Below are 20,079 nucleotides of genomic sequence, written 5' to 3'. Positions count from 1 at the left end.
CAAGAATAGGTCTTCATGACCTTTTTGTGCAAATTGGTCTGCTTTATCAGGTGTTGCACTTCGATTTTAAACCAGGGTTGCCAATCTGATGTCTTAGCCGATGCTCTTAAGTTTTTCACAATCTGTTGTCGCCGTTCAATATCTTTGCCGACAACAGGCTCCGCATTATTGGTATAGAACTCAGCATTGTTCGAAGAACTTGGGAGCTTCTCGCTAACGCCTTCATTATTGATACCAATGCTGCCTAATTTTAGGCTGATATCTTGAATCAGTTGGCGGCGCGCTGCGACCGCAAACTTATTGATTGCACGCTTGTCCATTATTCCACCCGTTTCGTATACTCTTATTGCTATCTTATGCCTACAGAAAACGCACGGCAAAGGAAATGTCGTGCGTTACGCGTCACTTGATCGGACTCAGCAACTTTTCGCCAGCCTGAACTTTCTCATGATTAATGAGAACCCCATCATCCAGATCAATTGAAATATGCATGTTAGCAACGTGTTGCAGCTTTGCATCATACTTAACAATTTCGTCAATTTGCTTATTCAGCTTGGTCAGATGTTTTTCAATTCGATTCTTCTCTCTGGTTTGAGACTCTGTGTCACGCATCCTCTGAAGTTGCACACGTGCGGACATATAAGCATCCTGTAATGGATGCAGGTAAGCCGTCCGGGCCATCGCCATCGTGTTGGAATCGTAACGGTGCAAATACATCAGCGCCTTAAAGCCGTCCTGCCTGCCTGAAGAAAACTCCCAATAGATCGGGCGCTTTTGGTATGTGGACAGATGGTCTTTCTTGTAAAAGTCATCTAAGAAATACTTACGAATCTGATCCTCAGGCGTCTCTCCTTTCTTGTCCAATGAGTCCGCGATGAAGCGAATATTTTCGTCTAAGTGTTCTGCTCCGAACGTAGCTGTTAGGAACTCCTTAAGCCTAAATATAATATCCCGCTCATCCCCGAAATAGTCCTCATCTGTCAACACGATCAGATTGTCTTTGTTCGGCTTATAGCTTTCATACTTGCTATCATCCCAATCCCCACCAGCATAAGAAAGCCCAGGGGTATCTATGGAGTAACGACCAAACGTCACACCAATAAAGTACGAGAGAAGTGATTTAATATCCCGTGGTCTATCGGCTCGTCGCACGGAGACATCCTTGTCTGCAACTTTAGGAGATAATTCATCCTGTAATCCATACAAATCAATGAAGATTCGATTTAATTCTTCTTCATTTGACTTCAACTGTTCGAACCGATCTTGAGCCTCTTTCGACCATTGATTAAACGCAGCTTCTAACGTCCAATTTCGTTGATGCTCAGCGATATGACCAACTAATGGATCTAAAGTGTAATTGAAAGAATTCTGAAACGCATCCCAGTCATTCATAGAAAGTTGGATGTTATCTCTTGAGATTTTCTCTATAACTCTGTCTGTATCCAAAGATCGTAGGACTGGGATTTCCCTAATATCATTTACTTGAAAATTCAGTGTGGGATTTAGCATTGAAGCCAAATATTCAAATACAACTGAATTTAGCAAGGCCAAGATAAAATTAAAATCGTTGTCATCAACAATGATTGTAGAGCCTCCTTTATCAAAGGTGGCACCCTGGGGCATCTCTCTGAAGCTCGGTTTAGCAGAAGTTATAAGACCCCAGGTGATCCCTCTCTTGTACCAGTAATCATGATTGATTATTTGAGATGCATGGTGCCCATCTCCATGCGCATAAATGCTTCTTGCTTGAGGAGACCAATCTACAACAGTATTTAAATTACCAAACCACTTCCTGTATCCTCCCCCTTTTGCGTAGAAAATCCACTGTTTACCGTTGCCAATCTTTTCAGCAGGCAACTCCCATAAGAATTTTGTCCAGCGTCTATTATTACCTGTCACGTTCTGACTAGGTGACACAGATACGTCGTAAATTGGTGAAAAAGAAAAATCTTTCAACACTGAATCTGATGCCCAGTAAACGATTCGACTCTCCGGTATCTTTCCGAAGTTCGCTTGGTTAGTTCGATTATACCGATTGCCACTAATAGGCAGATGAGTTGGAATCTTTCCTCCGGAAACATCTGCCGTCTTAATCTGATGATACGTCCCGAGAAATTCTGGAGCGATAGTGTTTCTAAATATTGTTACCGCCGTACCGAACGCAATACCCATCACATTATTTTCCATGTGCATCAGATTGGAAATCGTATAGTGCTTAAGTAACTTAACTCGAAGATTTTCAAAGCTCGACAAGAACATCCACGATTGCATGGTCACCATTGAGCAATAACCGCCACTTCGAACCAAAGTTTGGAAATGCTCCAAAAACATTGCAAACAAATCCGATTTAGAATCCGGATAATACTTTTTCGCAAAGTTACTTAGAGTTGCATCCATGCGGCTTGAACCCATATATGGTGGATTCGTAACCACGACATCATAATTATCACTGAGTATCTTAGTTATCAGAATCAAAGAGTTTAGTTCATCGCGTAGGGTATCCGCACCGACCGTTGTCTCCTGAGAGTTTAACAATAAAGTCTCAACGATTGCAGCATCATCTAAATCAACGCGAGTTAAAGAACCAGTCAGATCCGCATGATTAAACGAAGCAGCCAACCGACTAATGGCCGCTTGCTCTTCAGCAGAGGCTGAAGGAAACGAAAGTACTACCCTACTCTCATCAATCTTTGGAGCGCGATTTACAGTGTATAATGCCGGCTTCTCTTCTTCAGAAAAAGCCTGTCGGTCATAATGACGCCACTTCATCATGAGAGAAAAGTTCGCGAGCTGAGTTGCTCGTTTATCGATATCAAGTCCGAACAGGTTATAGTGAACTATGTCCCTAGCAGCTTGGCGCCTGCCAAAACCCTCGGACAAATAAATGTCCATCATCAGATCGAAAGCATAAACTAACATATGCCCCGATCCCATTGAGGGATCCAGGATCTTAATATCCTTTGGACCAATCGAGTCTAAGTCGGCATTGGCTCCCATCCTCAACCCAGACGGTTCACGCACTTGTTCCGCATCTGACATGTAATATTCCCAAGAAAAGTTCCTTGCGATCTCCTCTTCAGGCCGACTATCTCCATTAATCTGCAAATGCTTGATCCACAACTTACCGACAGAGTTCTGTACCATGTACCTAGCAATCCAATCTGGAGTGAAGATTTGAGTAGCAGAAGCAATCTCAGCGCCTCGAAACTTATGCGACTTGGGCTGTTCAATCGCCGCCTCTTTCTGTTGGGTGTTATAAAATTGATACAGCCAGCCAACAAGTTGAACTTGACCCTGACTAGTATCGTTATTTAGATCAAAGTCTTCTTCAGGAATTGCAGTTAATAAGTCTTTGATCACACCAACATGATAATTGGGTGTAAAAAGGAGACTCATAAAATCATCTGTAGATTCAAATAAGCCATCCACCATCTTGTTGAGTTGGTTGATCTGTTTCATGAAAAGCATCTGATACAGAGAATCCATAATGCTAGGATCCTGACTCTGCCAGGCGTCTGCGATCATTTTTTTTTCAGGGTTAGTGTACCCTCCGAGTGCTGTTTCCGCATCATTAGCATAAAACATCAGATCTGGCTCATCACGCTGTTCAGTTGATGACAGAATACGATAGCCCGACGGTAGATAATCGTTTATTTCCATAAACCTCAAAGCAATGATTCGGTTAAACCAAGTATAGGCAACCTCATCGGCCAGATCTGAATACGCTGCGGACCAGCCAATTTCGCTTGCCCGTTCTTTTAACCGCTCAACAATTGCCTTTCTTCGAGTAATGTCAACACCTGTCAACGGATTGTTTGGATTCTGAGAATAAAATTCCGCTTCAGATGTGGACATAGCCATTCGCTCTTCTGCACCCTTATCATTGATACCAATCGATTGAAGACGGAACTTCACTCCATTTACAAGATCTTCGCGAGCACTTGTTGAAAATGTCTCTATATCTTTTTTATCCATATTACGCTCCCCATAATGCTTCGTTTATCGTGGGATCAGAGATGAAAATCAATCGCGTCCACATCTTTATCTTTCAAACGATCAGCTAATTGTTGCTTTAGCTGGTTCAAGTATGAGTCGATGTCCGCCTGATTCTCAATATTCCAAATCTGTTTCATTGCAAGATCTCGTGGATGAATGTCCTCAATGTTTTTGACATCGTGTGGGGCCTCTGGCGTCACTGCTGGACCAATGAGGGGCGAGATAGGATGATCCGTACTGCCTGTTGAACTAGAGGTTGAAGATGATGTTGAAGTCGCATGTTTAGCTATCTTAACCGCATCATCTAACTCTCTCTGAAAAGCCTGATATAGCCTACGGGCAACATCGGCCTTGGCTCCCAAGTCATTTAGAACGACAGCGTCCTTCGCGGTATGCAGAGTCTCATCAATTTTCGCGCTAAATGGAGCAAAATAGTTCGTACTAAATGCCTCGCCAATTGACGAGCGGTTCATCTTGTCCTTTGCTTGAGCTCGGTATGCCTCGATCTCCTTTTGCACTTTTTCAAGTTCGTCGTCAAAGATCTCATTGTATAAGGCATCAAATCGACTATCCAGGGCCTTAATCTTTTGAATCGAACTTGCTGCCTGATTGGACTTCAGCTGTTCATCAAGCTGGCCAACAATCTGTTCCAATTCCGCATTACTAATCTTATCTTTAGAATGATCATAGATAGAGCGGTCTTTTAAGCCGGCATCCCAAATATTCTGAGAGGCTTGATTGACATAAAAGTCTGCGATACCTCGATCTTCAAAATCCTCACGCCAGTCGAGCAGCTCATCATAGCGTCTGCTTAAAACTTCAAAAAACTTGTCAGAATCTTTCGCTGCATCCAACTCTTGCAGGAGATCGAGACCCTTTTGTATCAGATCATGACCAGGATAACGCTGGTCTTTGGATTCAAACTGCTTCAGGCTTTCGAAGTCGCTGTTAATCTTCGGCTTCAGTTCAGCTACCAAGATTTCAGCATTATCCGAGGAGAAGGAGTTTTTCTTGAAAACCTGACTTGCAACATCTCGCAATCGTTTGATTTCAACGGGGGTGTAATCATGTTTGATCTGCAAGGCAATTTTTTCTGTATACTGTTTTTTGGTCAGAAAATCAACAATCTGTTTCACGTTGAAATCGCCTGAAACTCGACTGACCACTTCACCGTTGTAACTCATCTTAATTTTGCCAGCTGAATAAAGACTCGCGATGACCCACTCGACATCTTCCTCAGTGTAACCGAAGGGAATTTCGTGGAAACGATCGATGACACGCTTTAGGGTTATGTGCGGATCCTTTTCGCGTTGCAACCAACCAACAACGGCGTCAATTGCACGAGAATTCTCTGGAGACTCAACCCAATCATCAGCCTTGATGACCTGCAAAATATCCTTTTCACTCTTGGCGGCATCGATGTAATTAAGGTTACGGTATGTATCGTCGACTACGCTTTGAAGTCCCGCATCAAGTTGATTATTAAAATCGCGGTTATTATCCAGTTCATTGCCGCCGACAAAGATTGTCGACTGATGAAGAGCATCCACAGCTTTATTACGCGCCATATCAAGTAATGCATTTCGCTCAGCAGCGCGCGCATTAAGGAGTTCTCCATATCGCGGATCGGTACTGCTGGCCCCACTCATACGAAATTTGCGGATCTTCTCCGCCCGTCGAATATAACTAATGTAGTCGTCTTGATCGGGTAAGAGGACAACCACTTCAGTTGGTGCCCCCAGCGAGTACATGTGGGCCATGCTTGTGTCACGCTTATCGACATTGAGCGTACTCAACAAGCGAATAGAGAGAGCATTATTGGTGCGACCGAGTGGCGTATCATCAATGTACTCGTTTAGGCTGAATATATAGCGTCCGCCGAGTTTAGGATAGGCGTATTTTGGCGAAATCACTTTGTTATCAAACAGAAACTGTCCAAGTTTGCTGACCACTTCAGCGTCAGAAACCTGCTGCTGCTCAATCTCTTGATTAATATCCTGTTCAGTATCAGTCAAGAAAACATAGGTATCAAGATTCTTCTCAACCACCTGCTGACTAACTAGTTTAGTCAGTGCTTCCTGAACCTTCTTAGTTAGTTCAATTCGATCAACATCTGTACTATCAATCATTAAAGTCACAATGTTGTTCAATGTTGCTTTGAAGCTTGTAACATATTTAACCATGAACAACGTCTTGAGAACTTGGATGGCAAACGGATTGCTTTCCTTCTTAGGATTAATCACCTGATCATCCTGACGGGCATGCTCAATCACAATTCGGTGGGTATGATCAAGAAACTGTTCTAGGCCTTCAAAGAACAGTGAAAATGGAATCAGGGCACCAACATCACGATCTTCCATGCGAACTGCTGACTCCTGAAAAATCGAGAGCATTGAACGCTCCCCTTCAGAAAGATGTTTTCCTTCTGAACCGTGAGTCCGAATTGCCGTCAGCACTTGCTGCAACAAATTAAACTGGTAAGGAACAAATGGGTAATTGTTGGCAAAGTTGTCTGCTGAGTCGTACTTCAAGCGTTTTACGCCGTCTTGATCAAAATCGATCGCATTGTTAATGGCAGAACCATTGGCGACATAGATGCCCTTCAACTGATCCTGAACCTCAGGAGTCTTGGCCAACAAACGCTTCTTAATAACTTCGTCAACGTTCGCAGAGCTTAAGGCGATCCGCGTCTTGAACCGGCCCTGAATCTTTGAGAAATCCTGGCCATTGACGTTCTTTGTGACATTGGCTATATCCTGCTGAGAGGTGACCACGACCCAGGCTTTACCCTTAACGATCCGGCCAAGTTCCTCGACGACGGTCTGCAAATTCAGCATTCGCTGAAGGCTATCACCAACGAATTGACCAACTTCATCAACCAGAAACGTAACCCGATGGCCAGTCTTCTGTACATAGTCATTGACTAACTCTGCAAAATCTTCAACGTTGATCTGATATGGCGTCTTGAGCTGATCGATGAACCCCTGCGCGTCGACTTGACTCATAAAATCGATCGAGACCAAAGCATCACGAATCTTGCCCATGTTGAAGTAATAGTGATCGCGGCCTTCCTCCCAATCGAGGTGGTTGTCCTCGATCTTGCTGAAGGCCTGCTTGAATTCATCATACTTATGGGCAGAGACTAGGCGGCGCTCCAGATCCGCAATCCACGGACTCTTATCGGAGAATCCCTGCATCGCGTTAAACACTTGCAAGAAGACTTTTACGATGACGTTATCGTCTGCCTTGTCACCGCTCATCGCCTTCGCGTCAATGTTAAACAGAATAACCTGAGTATCCGATTCAGCGGCCGCCTGCATCTGATTCAGGGTCATCTGATCCTTAATCTTGCCATCGAAGTAATCAACCGCATGCTTACCATCAATAACCCGATTTTCAAGCACATCGGCAATGACCTTGAGAAAGTGAGATTTCCCTGAACCAAAGAAACCGGAAATCCAGACCCCCATGTCATCAGTTGCACCTGTCAGAGAATCCTGGTAGGCGGAGAAAAAGCGGGCAAACTGGGATTGGAGCTCATTGGTCACAACATACTCTTCCAGCTCCTGCTTGGTGTTGTCCTCTTGCCCAACCTTGATAACCCCTTGAATGTCACGGTCAATTGACTTTGCGAATAAGTCCCTAATCTTCATTCTTGTTCCACTCCATTCTTAACCCAAATGCACGATAGTAATTGTCGTCTTCCAACTGTCCGAACATCTTGAGGTGCACCCCATCATATTGCCCCGGATAGAACATCACAACCGGAAATTTATCGATAACCTGATTCATGGTATTCAGGATCTTGTGTGATCGTAATAGCGGGAAAATTTTCCCAACCCCAGTCAAAAAGATAATTGTGGATTGATCATGTTCAACAGCCTGACGGACGTACTCAACGATCAGGTTGCGTTCAGTGTCCATATCTAGGATATTATTCATCTGCGTCACCACAGCAGCCATTCCGTCATCGTGCTCAATACTTTCAAAACCCTCACGATAGCCGAAGCGATCCACAATCTCCATCATGATATCGAACAAGTCAAACACCTTAACGTCTGCCCCAATCGTCGCGATCGTCGAAGATGCGGCGATATTGGCCACATTCTCACGCACGATCAATTCGTCCTTGGGATCGTAATCGAAGATGTAGTAGCCCACTTCGTTTGACAAGCCATGGTTCTGCTGAAAAGAAGGTTGCGCAATTTTTTGTTTTAGTTTCTCGAAATCCTGCTGTAAATCTCCCATAACTAAACTACCTCCCCGTCAACGCAGCAACATAATCCTGATGATTATCGGCGACTAACGCGTCCTCAAGTGGAGGGTCCAGCAAAGGCCTGGTTACCAATAACGTTGTCCCGTCCAATTTGGCTAATCCTGCCTGCGTCAAATAATTGCGAAAACTGCTCCCCAGGCGCTGTACTGTCTCGTCCTGCCACTTTGCTGCAGCGTCATCCTCAGTTTGTATCTGACGGAAGAAAGCCTGAATTTCATAATCTTCAAGCTTCAGATCCCCCAGCATTAGCTCATCACGATAAGTCCTCAGAATAAAGGCTTTAAACAAGCGATTAGTATTCATCATGCCAATCAAGTTGATCAGACGTTGATTATCGAGGTCAGTTTTGAAAAACACGTTGCTGATTGCGGGAGTCAATGATTGCACTCTTCCAGCAACTTCGCTATATAGGCTCTGCCGACGTGAAATAGAACTTAGCTTAAACCAATTTTCATCTATAATATGACGCTTGACCTGAGCCCATTGTTCACTATCACGTTGCCACTCCATGGTTTGCTTAAACTCATAGAACCAAAAAGGAAACTTGACTGCCGCTGCGGAATAACCCGACATGATTTTGTCCTCTCTATTCATGACTTAAGAACAATTCTACCAGAATTAAACGTTAAAGAATGACCGTTGAGCCTTTTCTTAGCGTCCAGTTTGCCCAGAAAAACTTCGACTCACGGTCCCGTGTTGTTTGCGATAAGTATCTCATGAAAAGACGGCTTGCTCTTCAAACAAGCCGCTTCAAACAGAAAATCAGGATCACCTGGAACCACGCAGTCTAATTAGTTCCCTAATAGATAAATTAAATTACCTCACTCTTGCGCGACCTTCACCGCCGCAACCAACCGCCGCAGTCCTTCTTCGACCTTGCTCCTTGGCGCCCCAAGGTTGAACCGCAGATGATTAGCCCCGCCATTGCCATAAACACGTCCATCCATAATGGCAACTTTCTGGCCATGAACCATTTCATGCTGCAGCGCCGGCATGGAAATACCAAGCGGCGAAATATCGATCCAGGCCAGATAGGTCGCGGCCGGAATCTGGTAATCCAGCCCAAGCTCGTCTTTGAGATACTTTTTCAGGTAGGCGTAGTTGCCGTCAATGTAGTCGCACAGCTGGTTCAGCCACTCCTCTTGGTGGCTGTAGCACTCAGTCGTCGCCAGCATCCCCAAGTATGGCACGGACGACAGCGCGCTGCGGTACTCGAGGCCGTAGACAAACTCCTCACGGTCGCGGGCGTCGGGGATCAGCGCGTACGAGCAGCCAAGCGCGGTGACGTTGAACGCCTTGCCGGCCGAGGAGATGACGGCCTTTTGCACGGTGAGCTGGTTGAAGTACGCGGCCAGTGAGTGCACAACGGTCACGCGGCGCACGACGCCCATGTGGATCTCGTCGGAGATAATCGCGACGTGGTAGGCGTTGCACAGTTCGACGATGCGCTGCATGTCCTCGCCTGACCAGGCGATGCCCAGCGGGTTGTGCGGGTTGCACAGCAGGAACACGGCTGGGTGTTCGCGCGCAAAGTAGGCGTCGAGCTTATCCCAGTCGACGCCGTGGTTAATATCGAACTCTAGCAGCAGCCGGTGGTTGGACGTCACAGTTTTAATGAACGCATCGTAGCACGGACTGAACGTGACGACCTTGTCGCCGGGCTGACTGAACTGCTCGAGCAGCTTGGCCAGCGTGAAAATAACGCTGGGACTGTACACGATGGTGTCCTGGTCGATAGTCACGTGGTAGCGACGGTCGAACCAGCCGGCAATGGCGCCTTTGAAGGCCGGGTTGTCCCAGTGGGTGTAACCGAAAATGCCCTTCTGCGACGCTTTGACCAGCACGTCACGCACGCCTGGCGCGGTGGCGAAGTCCATGTCGGAAATGGTGAACGGCAAGAGGTTGGCCTCGCCAAAGCGCGTCTGCACGTAATCCCACTGGTCCGAATAAGTGCCGTAGCGATCGATCACAGTGTCAAAATCATATTTGGTCATGGCTGTCCTCCCGCTGCTCGGCCCAAGCCACCGGGTCGACGATTTGCTCAAACGTGTACGTGCCGCCGTCGTAATCAAAAATGGCGATGCCGCAGTTTGGCATTCGCTCGTTAAGCACCCCAGCGGGGGCCCGCTGCGCCAAAAAGCTGTGGGTGGCCCCTGCGTGCGACACCATGAGGACCTGAGCGCCATCTGGCGCCGCGGCCATCAGGCGGTCGACAGTCGCCACCACGCGTTTCATTGTTGTCGCGTCATTTTCGCCGCCGTATGGCACGAAAAAGTCGCCATACGGAATGGCAGGATTCAGGTACTCCGGCTGGCCTTCAAAACGGCCAAAGCCGTGCTCGCGCAGGCCTTTTTCGCGCGTGTACGGTAGGTCGCACACCAGCTCCAAGGTGTCAGAAGCGCGCTCAGCCGTGGAGCAGTGCGCCTCGGTCAGCATGACGTGGTGCGCGGCGAACCACTGCCGCGCCGTTTTTGCCTGGGCAATGCCGCGGTCGGTCAGCGGCGAATCGCACCAGCCTTGGATGCGGCCTAGCACGTTAAACAAGGTTTCGCCGTGGCGCATCAGATACAGTTTTTTACTCACGATCCAAACCCTCTTTTACTTCAGGTAATCCTCAAGAAACGCGCAGACGCCGGATGCGTCGTTGTCGACTGGCGTGACCGCATCCGCCGCGGCCAGCACTTCGGGGTCGGCGTTTTTCATCGCCACGCCCAAGCCACATTCGCGGATCATTTCCAGGTCGTTGCCGCCGTCGCCGAACGCCGCCATCTCGCTGAGCGGAATGTTCAGGACCTCACCGAGTTCGGCCAGCCCCGCGGCTTTGTGGCGGCCTTGTTGGATGATGTCGATGTCGCCATGGCCGGAGCTGGTTGGCACGGCGATGCCGGCGAAGGCCTCGCTGAACTTATCGATGTACTCCTGGGTGCGCGCCGGCGGCATTTTAGTCGCGAACTTCATAATCTGATCGTCCGGCGCTTCCAGCGTGTCCTGCAGCTGCAGGCGGTGGTAGTAGCGGTGCATTTCATTGATGAACGCCGGGTTCTCGCTGCCGCGAATGTGCGCGGTTTTCACGCCGCACGCGATGGCCGAAAGCACCGGGTCGGCGCTCAGGTACTGCGTAATGGTCTCAGTCGCCTCAGGGCTGAAGGTGTGCACGGCGTACGTGGTTTCAGCATCGCGGATGTACGCGCCATTCTCCGCAACGTAAATCGTGTTCGGATAGTCAGTGAAGAATGAGCGCAGCTGGTAATACTGATTGCCGCTGGCCACGACGAAGCGAATGCCGAGCTCGGTCATACGCGCGTGGACCTTGGCGAACCGCTCGCGGTCGTAGTCCTGCTGCGAATTGAGAAAAGTGCCGTCCATATCGACGGCGACGAGTTTAATCATAAGTTCCTCCTAGTGGTGCCGTTTTCATTCTCTTATTGTAACAAATTGAACCAACCTGGGCGGATATTTCCAGCGGCGAATGCGGTCAAAAATGCCTTGCCAAGCAAAAAGCCACCCGCCGCAACCACGGGTGACTCATTTAGACATTTGCGTCATCATTTTGACGTGCACAGTGGCGTCCAGGTTGCAGTGATCGTCCCAATGGATCTCCAGCGACTGCATCGTCGTGGCCAAGCGCGCCCAGATTTCTTGACCTTTGGGGTCTTGAAGCAAGTGCCAGCCGGCTAAAATACGGTAGTACTTGTTGCCTTTTTTATCCACAAAATCGGGCAGCTTGTATTCAAGTTTGGCCGTTTGCAGATTGAAAATCACCGCCTCCATCGCCTCAGTGAGCACGACATTTTGGTCGAGCGCCTGGAACGCATACGGCCGGCCCATCATCATCAGGACAAACGACACCAGCAGATCTGGCGCGTCGGCGCAAATCGCGCGCGCAACCGCATAGCTTGCTCGTATCCCCCAGGCTCTGATGTCACCGAGCTCACTCGGGATAAAAGTCAGCTCACCGATGAATAGCGTCCCTTCTGGATTGGTGACGGCTTTTTGCATGATATGGCGCGTGTTGGAAATGGTTTGGCCTGTCGCCACGACCGCCAGCGCGTGAACAATTCGATAAGGCATCTCGGCCAGCTCGGCCTCCCCGCTTTTTAGGGCGGTGATCATGTCGGTCGTCAACCCGGTCGCTTCTGCCAAACACTGCAGAGAGTAATGACTGAGCGCAAACTGCGCAAGCTTTAGTTCCGTCAACGCGGCGCCTCCCGCTCTCAATTTCAATTATCATAATCAAAATGAGAAGCGATGTAAAGACAGCTGTTTGACTCGCAGGTGACGCCGCTTGTGGCTACTTAACTTGGGCCCGCGCTGCCGCGTGTGAAAGCGCCGCGGCAAGGCGCCGCACACCCGGTTCGATGTCACTGATTGCCGGCGCCGCATACGTCAGCCGCGCGCCATTTTGCGTCGTGTGGCTAGGTGCCAGGTTGCGGCCTGGCACCACGCTGACATGCGCCGGCAGCAGGACGTCGCGCTGCAGCTGGGTCATGTCCAACCCAGCAGGTCCTTGCAGCCAGAGGAAAAAGCCGCCGTTCGGCTCGGTGACGGTGTAATCTGCTGGCAAAAACCGGTGCAGGGCCTCGAGCATGACATCGCGCTTGTCGCGGTAAGTGTCTTGCAGCTGGGTCAAGTGCGCCGGAAAATCAACGTGAGCCAAGTACTCGGTGACCCCGCGCTGGATGAGCGCACTGGACTCAACGTCGGCCGCACCCTTGAGCGCCTCAATGCCGGCCATAATCTCCGGGTCAGCGATCAGCCAGCCTAGGCGCAGGCTTGGCGACAGGATTTTGGACATACTGCCAAGAAATACGACGCGGCCCTGCGTATCAAACGACTTGACCGGGGGCAGGCTCGTCCCTTCGTAGCGCAGGAACCGGTACGGACCGTCTTCCAAGATCAGGACATCGAACTGGTTGGCCAGCCGCACCAGGGCGCGGCGTTTTTCCAAACTCATGACGGCGCCAGTCGGATTTTGAAAATCAGGCACCGTGTAAATCATTTTCACCGAATGCGTCATGAGGATTTTTTTCAAGGCGACGAGGTCCATGCCGTCGTCTTCCATCGGCACTTCGTAGTACGTCGGCTCGTATTGGTTGAAAGCAGCCATTGCGCCCAGATAGGTCGGGGCCTCGACCACCAGGCCGTCACCGGAGTCAATCATCAGCCGCGCGGTGAGGTCAATGCCTTGCTGCGCGCCCTGCGTGATCAAGATGTGTTCGCCGGATGTCTTGATCCCATCTGCCTGCATCATCGTCGCCAACTGATCACGCAGCGGCCGGTAGCCCCAGCTGTCAGCGTACTGAAACGCCGCCGGGTTGGCCATCGCGTGATCCATCGCGACCTGCAGTGCCGCCTGTGGGAACATGGCGAGATCCGGGTAGCCGCCGGCAAAGGATATCTGTTGCGGATCCGGCGCCGTGTACAGATCATTCAGCCCGGCATTTTGAGTTTCAGCAACGCGCTTAGCAAACTTCATTATTAGTTTTTAGCAGGAAACCCCTGATTTCAATCGGGGGGAGGAATGCCGTCCTGTACCTGCTTCTCCTTCTTTAAATTAGTGTCTTTACATGCGAACGTGTGTTTGATATAATGCAACTGGAGGGATAGCCATGAAGCAAGCCATCACCCTAAGGTTGCGCATCGTACTCGCCGCAAATGAGACGCAGTTATTACAAGAAACAATGTGCCAATTTGCGGCGGGTTGTCAGTTAGTATCACAGTACCTTTTCGACCACGAATTTGTCCTGGATCAATATGCCTTGCATAAGGCACTGTATCACCGACTGCGGGCAGACATTGGGCTGAAATCACAGATGGCGCAATCTGTGATCCGGCATGTTGTTGCCAATTACAAAACCGTACAAACCCAAATGAAGTCAGAACCATATGCCTTTAAGGATCGGTATACTGGGCAATGGACACGGTGTCCACGAGACCTTACTTGGTTACGGCGACCGTTGCAATACCGTAAGCCGCAACTTAAATTGGTCCGTAACCGCGATTGGTCGTGGCTTCAAGATGATCGGCTGTCACTCAACACTTTGGCAAAACGTATCCGAGTCACTCCCTATTTGCACGGCTTTGAGCAATACCTGACTCCTGACTGGCAACTTGGGGTGGCGACTGTAGTGCGCACGGGTGCCCATTACTTCCTGCATATTGCGGTGACCAAGGAAATCGATACTGTTGACCGCCCGCATGTTAAAGATATTGTCGGTATCGATCGTGGCTTGCGCTTTGTGCTGGTCAGTCACAACGGTGCTGGGCAAACTAACTTTGTTTCCGGCAAGGCAATCGCGAACAAACGGGCCAAGTACCATCGCACTCGTCAGAAACTACAACGGAAGAACACGAAATCTGCCAAACGATGCTTACGACGACTTTCGGGGCGAGAGAACCGCTGGATGAGTGATGTCAATCATCGCTTGTCGAAGACACTCGTCTCACAAGCGTCCCCCAATACTTTGTTTGTGGTTGAAGACCTTACTGGCATTCGCCAACAATTAGGACGTCAAGCTCTGACCCGACGAGAGCTGCATTCCTGGTCCTTCTTCGAGCTGGAACAGTATCTTCGCTACAAGGCAGCTTTAGCTGGCCACGCGGTAATTGCTGTCCCTGCGCAATACACCAGTCAACGGTGTCCTAAGTGTGGTCGCATTGATAAAAACCAGCGTGATCAGGAAAATCACACGTATCATTGTGTGTCTTGTAGTTACCAAAGTAATGATGACCGGATTGCGGCAATGAACCTATTTACTTTGGGTCAGCAGTACCAATCTGGTAGTAACCATCCAAGATTTATTAAAGAGGTTATCGGGTAAACCTGATAACTGACGGGCATTGTCAACTGCCCGACGATGTGGCCGCAACAAGTGGGAGCCTGAAAGGCGCTTGACCACTGTGTCGATGACGCGCGAGCTACAAGCTCCCGAATTTTTTCGGTGGTAGTTGACACGATATCGACCTTCCCAATTGGGATTAGCTCTATCGTAGTCTGACACGCGAATGAAGTAAAATTCATCTTTTTCCATTTATGGTGAAATAAATTCATTAATATAAATGAGTTTTCCTTCTCGGTCGTAACAATTCCATGAGAGCCCCACTCATCACGGTTTAATCCCCCGGTGTTAAGCTGTTTGTCATGCTTATCACAGTTATCGGAGGGATTTTTCATGAGTTCCAAGTCTAAGGATGAAGGCGCAGGCGGCAGCGTCCAGCGCTCGCTCAAAACGCGCCATCTGTCGATGATCGCGCTCGGCGGCAGTATTGGCACCGGCCTGTTTGTCACCAGCGGCTCAACCATCGCCACAGCCGGCCCGGGTGGTGCGCTGCTGGCCTACCTGGCCATCGGCGTGATGGTGTATTTTCTAATGACCAGCCTGGGCGAAATGGCGACCTACATGCCGGTGTCCGGCTCGTTTGCTGAATATGCGACGCGCTTCATCGACCCCGCGGCCGGGTTTGCGCTCGGGTGGAATTACTGGTTCAACTGGGCAATCACGCTGGCCGTCGATATTTCCACCACGGCCATTCTCATGCACTTCTGGCTGCCGCACATCCCCGGCTGGATTTTCTCGGTCGGCTTCCTGACCCTGATCTTCGCGCTGAACATCATTTCGGTGAAGGCGTTTGGCGAGACCGAGTACTGGCTGGCAATGATCAAGGTCGTCACGGTGCTGGTGTTCCTCGCGGCCGGGATTCTCACCATCGTCGGCGTGCTGGGCGGGGGCCCATCGATCGGCATGCGCAACTTCACGATTGGCGACGCGCCCTTCCACGGCGGGCTGCCGGCGGGCCTGTCGGTGTTCGTCGTCGCGGGATTTTCATTTCAAGGCACGGAGCTCATCGGCATCACGGCGGGCGAATCCGCGACTCCCGAGAAAAGTATTCCCAAAGCAATCAAGGAAGTCTTCTGGCGCATCTTGATTTTCTACATTCTTGCCATTGCGGTCATCGCCGCCCTGATCCCCTACACGGACCCGAACCTGCTGGGCGCCAGCGAGACGCACGTCGCCATGTCACCGTTCACGCTGGTCTTCCAGCGCATCGGCATGGCCGGCGCAGCGAGCCTGATGAACGCCGTGATCCTGACGTCGGTGCTGTCGTCCGCCAACTCAGGCATGTACGCGTCCAGCCGCATGCTGTGGGCGATGGGCTCAAACGGCATGGCCCCGCGTATTTACGGCAAAACGAACCGGCGCGGCGTACCACTGCCCGCGCTGCTCTTGACCACGCTGGTCGGCGCCCTGACATTTCTCACCAGCGTCCTCGGCAGCAACGTTTACCAGCTGCTGGTCGCAGCCAGCGGGCTCACCGGCTTCATCGCGTGGATCGGCATCGCCCTGTCGCATCTGCGTTTCCGCCGCGCGCTGATCAAGCAGGGCCACTCGGTCGACGAGCTCGTGTATCACGCCAAGCTTTTTCCCTTTGGCCCGCTGCTCGCGCTGGTCCTCGGCCTGGTGGTCATCATCGGCCAGGACATCCCGTCGCTCAAAGCCTTCGCCTGGGACAAGCTGCTGATTTCGTACATGTCCATCCCGCTGTTCGTGATCCTGTTCACCTGGTACAAGGTCAAGCACCACACGCACCTGATTCCGCTGGACGAAATCAAACTCAAGGACTAACGCTTTGCTGTCAGCCGCGTGCTGGCAGCTTTTTTCGTCATTGGCAAAAAATCCCCCTTTGCACGGAGCCCACAATTGGTGTAGGGTAGCTTTCGTTAGCTCACTAACGAAAGGACGATTCAGATGCAAAATTTTGGGCGGGTCATTAAACAGGCCACCAACCAAATGAATAAGCACATGGACACATACGCCAAAGCGTTCGGCCTGACCGGCACGCAGATGTCGATCATCGACTTTGTCGGCAACCACGGCCAGGTCCTGCAGCGCGACATCGAGGTCGAGTTCGCTATTCAGCGCTCCACGGCCACGCTAACGCTGCAGCGCATGGAGAAAAGCGGCCTGATCAAGCGCACTGCGTCAACGACCGATGCTCGGCAAAAGGCCGTCAGCCTGACGCCCAAAGCCACCAAGCTGAAGGAAAAAATCACGGCCTACATCCAGGACCAGCAGCAGGCGATGGAACAAGCCTTTACCCCGGCCGAGCAAGCCGTCTTCAACCGGATGATCACCACCTTCATTCAGCTGAACGGAGGCGCCCATGACTGATCCTAAACGCATTCGCCCCCGCGTCATCGGCGCGGTGCTCGCCACCGGCATCATGTCATTTTGCGGCGTGATCGTCGAAACCGCGATGAACGTCACCTTCCCCACGCTGATGCGGGAATTCCACGTCGCCACCAACACCGTGCAGTGGATGACCACGCTTTACCTGCTGGTCGTCGCCTCGATGGTGCCGCTGTCGGCCACACTCAAGCGCCGCTTCAAAAACAAGCCGCTGTTTCTGGTTGCCATCACCCTGTTTATCGCCGGCGTCGCGCTGGACGCGGTGGCCCCGCACTTTTGGGTGCTGCTGCTCGGCCGCGGCATTCAAGGACTGGGCACTGGCATCGCGCTGCCGTTAATGTTCAATATCATCATTGAGCAGGTTCCTCAGGCCAAAATTGGCAGCATGATGGGCATCGGCACCATGATCACCGGCGTCGCGCCGGCGATCGGCCCCACATTCGGCGGGCTCGTGGTCTCAGCGCTCAGCTGGCGCTACATTTTTGTCTTTCTGCTGCCGCTCCTGGTACTCGCGCTGCTCCTTGGCCTGTTTTGCATCGAGCAAAAAGTGCCGACCGAAAACGCCAGCACGGATCTGCCCAGTGTGGCGCTCATCATTGTCACCTTCTGTGGCCTGATTTTCGGCATCAGCAATTTTGGCAGCACGCCGTTTTTGACGCTTCAAGTCGCCGGGGCGATGGTGCTGGGGCTCGTTGGCTTGATTCTGTTCATCTGGCGGTCGGGTCAGCTCGAGCGGCCAATCATCAACCTAACACTGTTCAAAAATGCCGCATTCACCAGCCACATCCTGGCATTTGCCATGCTTCAGATCAACGCGCTGGGGCTGTCCTTTCTGCTGCCGAACTATATTCAGCTGGTCGATGGCGGCACACCGCTGACCGCTGGCCTCATTGTCCTGCCTGGTGCTGCAGTGGGTGCGCTCCTGGCGCCGTTGAGCGGCCGTCTGTACGATAACGTCGGGCCCAAGCTCCCGCTGCGTCTGGGCAGCGCCATCACGCTGCTGGGCATCATTCTCATGGCCGCAGTGCCGCGGCTCACGGATCCGTTGATTTTGGCACTTTACCTGGTCTTCATGATCGGCATCGGCCTGAGTATGGGCAACCTGATGACCAACGGCCTGCGCCAAGTCGCAAAAGCTGAGCAAACCGACGGCAACGCGATTTTCAACACCACGCAACAGTTTGCCGCCGCGGTCGGCACCAGTGTCACTGCCGCGCTGATCGCCGCCAGCCAGAAGACCGCCGCCACCGTTGCGCAAGGCACCATGACCGGCGCCTTGCACACCCTGATTCTGCTGGCCGTCTTGTGCGCACTGGGTCTCGGGTTGATCATTCGAGTCACGCGCCAGCACGCAGCTGATTAATATCACAAAAAGCTTGCCACGCCGGGGATTTTTCCTGGTTATGACAAGCTTTTTGATTGCACTACAATGATCAACACCGGCCTAGAAAAAAGCGAAGGCGCAACCCGAATCAGGCCGCCGCTTTGGCCTGCGTCCGCCGCGTCGCCCAGATCAGCAGCGCAAAGCTCAACACAAGGACGCCGCCGAGGACGGTGTACGTGTGTGCGCCCCAGGTCTTGATGAACTGACCGAAGAAAAAGTTACCCAGCGGCTGGACCCCGTCGTACACCAGAAAAATCAGCCCGAACACGCGGCCGAGCAGCTCACGCGGCGTCATGCCCTGCATCAGCGTGGCGACACTGCTGAACATCTGCGAGTTGACGAAGCCGTTGATCAGCGCCAGCGCGAGCCACAGGAAATGCGTGAGGTGGAACCCGAGCCCCACCATCAGCACGCCGATGACCAACTGCTCCGTGTAGACTTGCATCACCGACACACGCTGGCGCTGCAGTGACAACACGGCACCGCCCAGCAGCCCCCTGCACGCATTGATCAGCAGAAACGTGCTGTAGGCGCTCGGCCGTCCGGCATACAGATGGTCGGCCATGTACGGTGCCGCCAGCAAGAACCCGGCCGCACAAAAGTTGAACGCCCCGAGCGCCAGCATCATCAACGCCAGCTGGTGATTGCCCACCACGTACTTCAGGCCATAGATGGTGTCTTTGATGGGGTCGCTGGCATCCTCACCCGGTTTGAACACCGGACTGTTCAGCGTCCACACCAAAAGCGCGGCCACCACGTAAGACCCCGCATTGATCAGCAGGAAGCCCTGAAAGCCGAGCCGGCCAGTGCTTAAAAGCAGGCCGCCAATCAATGGCGAAAGGATGCTGGCCATGCTGAAAACAGCGTTAGCGATGGCATTGAACCGCTGAAGCGCCGGTGCCGCGATAATGTCCGGCGTGATGGCCTTGGCCGCGGGAAAATTTATGGTAGTCATGAGGTCCAGCACACTGGTGATCAAAATCAGCAACCAGGTCTGCGGCGCGTTAGGGTCTATCAGCCAAGCACCAAGGACACAAATAGCGGCGGCAATCGCGTTGCAAACGAGCATGACCCGCTTGCGGTCGTGATGGTCGACGATGACCGCCGCCAGGAAATCACCAAGGAAGAACATGGTGCCGCCGACGCCGGTGATCAAACTGTGCATGGCGGCTATAAAATGTAGGAAAATGGCGATTTGAAATTGTCGGTTTTCCTGCATTTTTTGATATCATGAA

General features: G+C 51.3%; 15 protein-coding genes. 4 read left to right on the top strand and 11 right to left on the bottom strand.

Annotated features, from left to right (window positions below; translation table 11 throughout):
* From EKM86_RS11350 to EKM86_RS11305, 10 genes are all read right to left on the bottom strand, one after another.
* A partial coding sequence (locus EKM86_RS11350) for a hypothetical protein (protein ID WP_164506268.1) occupies positions 1-320 on the bottom strand: 320 nt, incomplete at its 3' end.
* 82 nt (positions 321-402) lie between these two features.
* Positions 403-3,975, bottom strand: coding sequence for a BREX-1 system adenine-specific DNA-methyltransferase PglX (pglX, locus tag EKM86_RS11345; RefSeq protein WP_125758093.1), 3,573 nt, complete (start codon positions 3,973-3,975; stop codon positions 403-405).
* Positions 3,976-4,010: 35 nt separating this feature from the next.
* Entirely contained in the window at positions 4,011-7,649 is a 3,639-nt protein-coding gene (gene brxC, locus EKM86_RS11340; protein WP_125758091.1) for a BREX system P-loop protein BrxC, read from the bottom strand.
* Positions 7,639-8,244 carry a DUF1788 domain-containing protein gene (locus EKM86_RS11335; protein WP_125758089.1) on the bottom strand — a complete coding sequence of 202 codons (606 nt, stop codon included), beginning with the start codon at positions 8,242-8,244 and terminating at the stop codon, positions 7,639-7,641. Before EKM86_RS11335 ends, brxC begins: the two co-directional genes overlap by 11 nt.
* Positions 8,245-8,251: 7 nt before the next feature.
* Entirely contained in the window at positions 8,252-8,866 is a 615-nt protein-coding gene (locus EKM86_RS11330) for a DUF1819 family protein (protein ID WP_125758086.1), read from the bottom strand.
* Between the two features lie 227 nt (positions 8,867-9,093).
* Positions 9,094-10,266: a MalY/PatB family protein gene (locus EKM86_RS11325; RefSeq protein ID WP_125758084.1), complete on the bottom strand. Its 1,173-nt coding sequence runs from the start codon at positions 10,264-10,266 to the stop codon at positions 9,094-9,096.
* On the bottom strand, positions 10,253-10,855 hold the full coding sequence (locus EKM86_RS11320; RefSeq protein ID WP_225419413.1) for a histidine phosphatase family protein: 603 nt from the start codon (positions 10,853-10,855) through the stop codon (positions 10,253-10,255). The genes EKM86_RS11325 and EKM86_RS11320 overlap by 14 nt, the downstream gene beginning before the upstream one ends.
* Before the next feature lie 15 nt (positions 10,856-10,870).
* On the bottom strand, positions 10,871-11,662 hold the full coding sequence (locus EKM86_RS11315) for a Cof-type HAD-IIB family hydrolase (protein WP_125758082.1): 792 nt from the start codon (positions 11,660-11,662) through the stop codon (positions 10,871-10,873).
* A 135-nt stretch (positions 11,663-11,797) separates the two neighbouring features.
* Entirely contained in the window at positions 11,798-12,469 is a 672-nt protein-coding gene (locus EKM86_RS11310) for a hypothetical protein (RefSeq protein WP_125758080.1), read from the bottom strand.
* 94 nt (positions 12,470-12,563) lie between these two features.
* On the bottom strand, positions 12,564-13,748 hold the full coding sequence (locus EKM86_RS11305; RefSeq protein WP_125758078.1) for an aminotransferase-like domain-containing protein: 1,185 nt from the start codon (positions 13,746-13,748) through the stop codon (positions 12,564-12,566).
* 133 nt (positions 13,749-13,881) lie between these two features.
* Between EKM86_RS11305 and EKM86_RS11300 the strand changes: the two genes are divergently transcribed.
* The 4 genes from EKM86_RS11300 (at position 13,882) to EKM86_RS11285 (ending at position 18,823) form a co-directional block, all read left to right on the top strand.
* Complete coding sequence (locus EKM86_RS11300; protein WP_125758076.1) at positions 13,882-15,093, top strand: RNA-guided endonuclease InsQ/TnpB family protein; 1,212 nt, start codon at positions 13,882-13,884, stop codon at positions 15,091-15,093.
* Positions 15,094-15,444: 351 nt separating this feature from the next.
* Positions 15,445-16,896: an amino acid permease gene (locus EKM86_RS11295; RefSeq protein ID WP_125758074.1), complete on the top strand. Its 1,452-nt coding sequence runs from the start codon at positions 15,445-15,447 to the stop codon at positions 16,894-16,896.
* Between the two features lie 123 nt (positions 16,897-17,019).
* Positions 17,020-17,442, top strand: coding sequence for a MarR family winged helix-turn-helix transcriptional regulator (locus EKM86_RS11290; protein ID WP_125758072.1), 423 nt, complete (start codon positions 17,020-17,022; stop codon positions 17,440-17,442).
* Positions 17,435-18,823, top strand: coding sequence for an MFS transporter (locus EKM86_RS11285; protein ID WP_125758070.1), 1,389 nt, complete (start codon positions 17,435-17,437; stop codon positions 18,821-18,823). Before EKM86_RS11290 ends, EKM86_RS11285 begins: the two co-directional genes overlap by 8 nt.
* Positions 18,824-18,932: 109 nt before the next feature.
* On the opposite strand, the gene EKM86_RS11280 is transcribed toward EKM86_RS11285, so the two are convergent.
* The gene (locus EKM86_RS11280; protein WP_164506267.1) at positions 18,933-20,009 is read right to left on the bottom strand and encodes an MFS transporter; all 1,077 of its coding nucleotides are present in this window, start codon (positions 20,007-20,009) and stop codon (positions 18,933-18,935) included.
* Positions 20,010-20,079 lie beyond the last annotated feature (70 nt).

It is taken from the genome of Lacticaseibacillus hegangensis (assembly GCF_003946465.1).
In the GTDB taxonomy this organism is placed as follows: Bacteria; Bacillota; Bacilli; order Lactobacillales; family Lactobacillaceae; genus Lacticaseibacillus; species Lacticaseibacillus hegangensis.
This window is presented reverse-complemented; position numbering and strand designations above follow the sequence as displayed.

Bases quoted from the DNA above. Each gene is read 5' to 3' on its own strand.
- pglX (WP_125758093.1), bottom strand. From the start codon at position 3,975: ATGGATAAAAAAGATATAGAGACATTTTCAACAAGTGCTCGCGAAGAT.
- brxC (WP_125758091.1), bottom strand. From the start codon at position 7,649: ATGAAGATTAGGGACTTATTCGCAAAGTCAATTGACCGTGACATTCAA.
- EKM86_RS11335 (WP_125758089.1), bottom strand. From the start codon at position 8,244: ATGGGAGATTTACAGCAGGATTTCGAGAAACTAAAACAAAAAATTGCG.
- EKM86_RS11330 (WP_125758086.1), bottom strand. From the start codon at position 8,866: ATGAATAGAGAGGACAAAATCATGTCGGGTTATTCCGCAGCGGCAGTC.
- EKM86_RS11325 (WP_125758084.1), bottom strand. From the start codon at position 10,266: ATGACCAAATATGATTTTGACACTGTGATCGATCGCTACGGCACTTAT.
- EKM86_RS11315 (WP_125758082.1), bottom strand. From the start codon at position 11,662: ATGATTAAACTCGTCGCCGTCGATATGGACGGCACTTTTCTCAATTCG.
- EKM86_RS11305 (WP_125758078.1), bottom strand. From the start codon at position 13,748: ATGAAGTTTGCTAAGCGCGTTGCTGAAACTCAAAATGCCGGGCTGAAT.
- EKM86_RS11300 (WP_125758076.1), top strand. From the start codon at position 13,882: ATGAAGCAAGCCATCACCCTAAGGTTGCGCATCGTACTCGCCGCAAAT.
- EKM86_RS11295 (WP_125758074.1), top strand. From the start codon at position 15,445: ATGAGTTCCAAGTCTAAGGATGAAGGCGCAGGCGGCAGCGTCCAGCGC.
- EKM86_RS11290 (WP_125758072.1), top strand. From the start codon at position 17,020: ATGCAAAATTTTGGGCGGGTCATTAAACAGGCCACCAACCAAATGAAT.
- EKM86_RS11285 (WP_125758070.1), top strand. From the start codon at position 17,435: ATGACTGATCCTAAACGCATTCGCCCCCGCGTCATCGGCGCGGTGCTC.
- EKM86_RS11280 (WP_164506267.1), bottom strand. From the start codon at position 20,009: ATGCACAGTTTGATCACCGGCGTCGGCGGCACCATGTTCTTCCTTGGT.